This window comes from Cytobacillus citreus (assembly GCF_018343665.1).
GTDB lineage: Bacteria > Bacillota > Bacilli > Bacillales > Cytobacillaceae > Cytobacillus > Cytobacillus citreus.
This window is the reverse complement of the sequence record NZ_JAGYPM010000009.1, coordinates 45,095-51,094: the sequence shown is the minus strand read 5'-3', so window position 1 is coordinate 51,094 and position 6,000 is coordinate 45,095. Positions and strand designations below refer to the sequence as shown.

The following is a 6,000-nucleotide window of genomic DNA, read 5'->3' as shown; positions in this document are numbered from 1 at the left end:
AACATTTTTTAATAAAAAACTTTATTTATCCATGCTATACTTAAATTGTCCATGACAAATAACCTTCCGAATATACTGTTTGGAAGGTTTTTCATTTGATAGTTAGATGTAGTAGTTAAGCTATATCTTGGAAGGTTGTTTTGCTTTTCAATAAGGCATAGATCCAATGTAAGAGCTTATTCACACAAGCAATAACTGCAACCCTAAATGGTTTACCTTCATCGCGTTTTTTATCATAAAACTCTCGTAGTTTTTTGTTTCTTGCAATGATCTCATCTGTTGTCTTTTGCTTTCTGGTATCACGAATACCGCATCTTACAGCCATATATAGAGATCGTCTTAATCGGCTAGATCCTCGTTTAGTAATTTTGTTTTTTGTAGCTGTAAATCGACCAGAAGAGTAAACACTAGGGTCTATTCCTGCAAATGCAACTAACTTTTTAGGGTGATTAAACCTTTCTATCTCTCCAATTTCTGAGATGATTGTTGCCGCAATTTTTTCTCCGATACCAGGGATAGATTGGATAATCTTATATTCTTCCAATTCTTCAGCGAGGGCATCTATTTCAGCTGCTAACTTCGATAGGTGCTCTTCGTATTGAAGAACGATATTGATTAATATCTTAAGATTAAAGATGTGACTGTCGTACATATTATGTTGAAATGGATTTCTTTCAGCCGCCTCAATAAGTTTCTCTGCTTTCTCTTCAGCCCACTGATTTGATCGACTCTTACACAAGGATGAAATAATGTCGATTAACGCTGACTTTGATACTTTTAATACAGACTCTGATGTAGGAAATGTATTAAGGACATTTAAAGAGACTCTGGAATATAGAGCTCCAAAAACACCTCGATACTCAGGGAATACTTGATCCAATAGAGTTTGTAATTGTAATTTTGTTTGAGATGAGACACCTACAATTGCTTCCTGTTGTCTGGTGAGGTTTCTTAGATTTAATAACTGAATTCCTCTTTTTCTATGAGGCTCTAACTCTTCCTTGTAGAATAGCTCGCAAAGTTGGTACGCATCTACAGGGTCTGTCTTTACCTTTCTAAGATTGGCACTACGTGAGCGATGAGACACAAGAGGGTTCACCATAATATACACATAGTCTTGTTCATCTAAAAACTGGACAACAGGGGAATGATAAGGACCAGTTGATTCCAAGATAACCGAAGGTTTCATCCCCTCTGATGCTATCGTAACCTCCTTTAAGAAATCTAATAAACTATCTAAACCATCCAAAGTATGCTTTACACTAAAGCTTTTACGATAAGGTTTTCCTTTATCTAAAAAGGCTTGAACCTGACTCTCTCCTTTTGAAACATCCAGACCAATCACTGGATTCATTTATCAATCTCCTCCTAGAAATGAATTAGTCGGTAACCCCTAAACTCCTTGTAATGCCATAGGTTCGCTTGTTAAACGGGATCAATGTCCCAACCAGCCAGAAACATGTTTATACAAGTAGGGGGCGAACAGTTTTGCTGACGGGATCCAGTCCCACGGGCGCTACGTTCTACCCCGACTACCGCTATCATAAGACCTCATGAAAAAAGGTCAACCAGAAAAAACTGGCTGACCTTATATTACGATCGGGCGCGATTGTGGAACAATATAGGTAGAAAATGATCAAACTTTTTATAACTACCAAACTTAAATTTGCTGGATAAGAATCCATTTTGATCAATCTCTTTTTCAAAATGGATTCTTTTTATTTATCATAATATATGGGTTTTGCGAGGTATTTTTGATCAAACTATATTTCAAAGCTACACAACCATCTGTTCGAATCCTTCATTTTCGTTTTTAGCAGTCAGGAGCTCCGAACTTTGGTACATTATCGATGCTGCGAATTATTCAAGGTTTTGGCAGTGCGGTTGCTTTTCCAACTGACAAATTAAATGTTTATACCATATTAATTTAATCGTTCATCATACATTAATTGAATTTGTATCCCAAAAGGATCTTCTACAATACCATATGCTTCACTAAAAACATTTTTTTCTAATGGAGTAATTATTTTTACTCTCTCATCAGAAATCAAATTACTATAAAAACTTTGTATTTCTTCTAAATTGGCACTTTGAATGCAAAGTGACGTATTATTTCCAATGTTATAACTTTCGCTTGGGTTCATTGTATCTTCTGCTATCATTAGCTTTGTTTTTCCAATTTGTAAAACGGAATGAGAAATATGATTTTTATTTTCGCTAGTGATTTCAAAAGAATTATCTCTTTTGGCCATATCTTCATACGTAACAATCATTAACTTTTTAGCGTTTAAATTACGTATATAAAAGTCTATTGCCTCCTTTGCTTTTCCATTCATTGATAAAAAAATAGCAATTTCTAATGTCATACATATCTTACTCCTTTTATAGTTGATAATTATAATATAGACTAAAAAGGTATCAATTCATGACACCTTTATTGGAGGGAAATATGAAAAAATCTGAGCGAATAAACGATATGCTTATTTTTCTTAACCACAAAAGGAATTTTAATTTGAAAGACTTAATGGATAGATACCATATTTCTAAAAGTACAGCACTTCGAGATATTCAATCATTAGAAGAAATTGGGGTACCTATATTTTCTGAATTAGGTAGAAATGGTAGCTATAAAATCTTAGAAAATAGTATTTTATCTCCTATTTTTTTTAATGTAGATGAAATGTACGCTTTATACTTTTCACTACTTACATTAAATGGATACAAAACAAAACCATTTAACGTAGAAAGTATTACCCTTGAAAATAAATTTAGAAATGTATTACCTGAAAATGTACGTGCAAATATTTCCACTATGGAAAAAACGCTTTCCTTTGAGGTAACAAATCACAGTAACTTTAGTCCATATTTAAAAGAGATTTTACAAGGTATTTTTGCTGAAAAAGTATACAGTTTAGTCTATTTACAAAAAGAGAAAAAGGAGAGAATAGTGTCCCAATTCATTCGAATAGAATCTAAGTTTGGGCAATGGTATGCTAAAATCTTTAATTTTAAAACAGAGAGCATCAGAATACTTAGATGTGACAAAATTCTTTCCATCACAGAAACAAACAATACTAACCCAAAAAAGTTGGAAGAATTACTAAGTTATCTTGATACTTTTCATAGAAGGCCTGATGCTATTGATTTCACTGTCCTTGTTAATAAAAATGGAAAAGATATTTTTGATAAAGAAAACTACCCTTCTATGAGCATCAAAAAAGAGAATGAGAATTATATTATAACTGGCTATTTTAACAGAACTGAAATAGACTTTATCGCAAACTACTTTTTAAGGTTTGAAAAAACAATTATTTCAATTCGTCCTGCTATGTTAAAAAATATAATCTATGATAATGTTCTATCAATAATGCAGCATATAGCCCCTTTGGAATAAATAGTGGACTCTGGCCCGTTTTTTATTCAGGATACTTGTCAAACTTGCATCAGCTAAAGACATGAATAATTATTTAATGCATCCATAAACTCAATCATTTTGATCTGCTATCCCAATTTGAATTTCAGTCTCATTTTGGGAATGTCATTCTGCTTCCAGTACTATAACTAGAACTCTATGATGTTTCTATTCCATAAAATGTTCAAAATTATATGGTAAAATTATACTCTTTAGATGTCATAATAAAAGTAATCATTTTTTCTACTTTGATAGACAGCTAGGAGGTTTAAGATGCAAGAAAAGGTTCCAATTGGGAAAATGGCGAAGCTAAACAATATTTCGATTCAAACCTTACATCATTATGACAAAATCGGTCTACTGTCACCAAGCTATATTGATCCAGAAACAAACTATCGTTTTTACAGTATTAAGCAATGTGCATGTCTTGATTTTATAAAGTATTTAAAATATATGGGTTTTACACTGCAAGAAATGAAAGATGTTTTTGCAGAAAAGGATGTAGATTCAATTCCTAAGCTTCTTGATGAACAAATTCAATTGATTGATCAAAAAATGAATAAGCTTGCACAAATGAAAAAAACGCTTAAAGTAGCAGACGAAAACTATAGGACTTATATGCAAATCCCGAAAATGGGAGTAGTTGAGAGGAATTATCTACCCAAACGAAAAATTTACTGCTATGACGGTAAAAAAGATATTTATGATGATCAGTTAGAAACCTATGAATATATATTGAGAGAGCTAAGGGATCTAGCCCTTATTCATCAGTTCCCAACTTCGTATTTTTGTAATGTAGGCTCGATTACTCGTATGGAGTCCATTAAACAGCGGAAGCTAACGTCTACAGAAATTTTCATGCTAGTTGATGCTGATTTTTTCAACGCAAAGGGGATAGAGGTTCTGCCTGCACATGAATACGTATCGATTTACTGTGATCACTTTTCGCAGGAGGAAGAGTATGCCTTTAAATTAATCGATTACATAGAGGAAAATCAGTTTGAAATTGCAGGAGATTATATTTGTGAGGTTATTGTGGAATTGCCGTGCTGGACACAGTATGAACGCCAGATGATTATGAAACTGCAAATTCCTGTGAAAAAAAAATCAAATAGTGCTTGACCCTATTGTAACAATAAGGTTTACGATATAAATATAGAAATTCTATCACATGTATAACAACATGTGAAATTTTGAACAAACCAAGGAGGAAAATGTGATGTTAGAAAAAGTTCGCGTTATTCAATATGGTTGTGGAAAAATGGGTATGGTCAGCTTGCGTTATTTATATGAAAAAGGTGCAGAAATTGTTGGAGCAATTGATTCGAATCCAGCTATAATTGGTAAGGATATAGGTGAGGTCGCTGGATTAGATGTAAAACTAAATATCCCAATTAGAAGTAATGCTGAGGAAGTATTTAAAGAAACGGATGCAGATGTTTGTATTATTATGACGAAGAGTTTAATGACAGACACAATTGATGCTTTTGAATTGGCTGCTCGTCACGGCGTAAATGCGATCTCTACTTGTGAAGAAGCTTTTTATCCATGGACCACTTCACCTGAAATTACGAATCGTTTAGACCGCTTAGCAAAAGATCATCATTGTACATTAACAGGGTCTGGCTACCAAGATGTATTCTGGGGCAACTTAATCACAACTTTAGCTGGTGCTACACATAATATTATTCGCATTGAAGGGAAATCCAGCTATAATGTCGAGCATTATGGAATTGCTCTCGCCGAAGTGCATGGAGCAGGTTTATCATTAGAAGAATTTGAAGAAAAAATTGCTAGCAATAATGATCTTCCATCCTTTATGAGAAATTCAAATGAATGGCAATGTTCCCAATTTGGCTGGACGATTAAATCTCAAAATCAGAAACTAGTGCCAATGACACATGACGAAGATTTATACTCAGAAACTTTAGGAAAAACGATTCCTGCTGGACATGCGACAGGAATGTCAGCTGTTGTGACTACTGTAACCCATCAAGGACCTGTGATTGTTAGCGAATGTATCGGCAAAGTGTATGCTGAAGGTGAAACGGATTGTAATGATTGGGTCATTCAAGGTGAGCCAGAAACCGTTGTGAAGATTTCTAATCCTGCCACAGTAGAATTAACCTGCGCAACAGTTGTGAATCGAATTCCAGATTTATTAAAAGCTGCTCCAGGCTTCTATACAACTGAAAAAATGCCAGTTGCAAGCTATCGTACGTATCCGCTGCATTTTTATTAAGATGAGAGGAAGGTGCTCCTGGAATATTCTTGATTCGCAGGAGATAAATAAAGATATATAAAAAAAAGGAGAGTTGTTCAATTATTGAATGGCTCTCCTTTGTTATTTCATCATTCTTTTATAACATTATCTAATTTTTATTTTACTGAATAATCACATGACTTTTACTTCACTCTCAAAAATATATTCAAGCAGAAAAGCAAGCCTTGTTAACAAGATAGGGTTTGTTTTTATAGGGATAAAACTCTAAATGAGTATTGCGGACAGAATTAGCCAGCTATGCGGAGTTTTGAGCCACTGTTTGCGGACATCTGAGCCAGCAAGTGTGGGAAAGAGATCCATTATC

General features: G+C 34.0%; 5 protein-coding genes. 3 read left to right on the top strand and 2 right to left on the bottom strand.

Annotation, left to right across the window (positions count from 1 at the left end; translation table 11 throughout):
• Positions 1-115: 115 nt before the first annotated feature.
• Entirely contained in the window at positions 116-1,354 is a 1,239-nt protein-coding gene (locus KHA94_RS24115) for an IS110 family RNA-guided transposase (RefSeq protein ID WP_057776995.1), read from the bottom strand.
• A gap of 568 nt (positions 1,355-1,922) precedes the next feature.
• Positions 1,923-2,366: a VOC family protein gene (locus KHA94_RS24110; RefSeq protein WP_213104625.1), complete on the bottom strand. Its 444-nt coding sequence runs from the start codon at positions 2,364-2,366 to the stop codon at positions 1,923-1,925.
• A gap of 59 nt (positions 2,367-2,425) precedes the next feature.
• Between KHA94_RS24110 and KHA94_RS24105 the strand changes: the two genes are divergently transcribed.
• From KHA94_RS24105 to KHA94_RS24095, 3 genes are all read left to right on the top strand, one after another.
• Entirely contained in the window at positions 2,426-3,394 is a 969-nt protein-coding gene (locus KHA94_RS24105) for a helix-turn-helix transcriptional regulator (protein ID WP_213104624.1), read from the top strand.
• A 291-nt stretch (positions 3,395-3,685) separates the two neighbouring features.
• Positions 3,686-4,534 (top strand): MerR family transcriptional regulator, encoded by an 849-nt coding sequence (locus KHA94_RS24100; protein ID WP_213104623.1) that lies wholly within the window; start codon positions 3,686-3,688, stop codon positions 4,532-4,534.
• A gap of 97 nt (positions 4,535-4,631) precedes the next feature.
• A complete protein-coding gene (locus tag KHA94_RS24095) occupies positions 4,632-5,654 on the top strand; it encodes an NAD(P)H-dependent amine dehydrogenase family protein (protein WP_213104622.1) in 1,023 nt (340 codons plus the stop codon).
• The last annotated feature ends 346 nt before the right edge of the window (positions 5,655-6,000 follow it).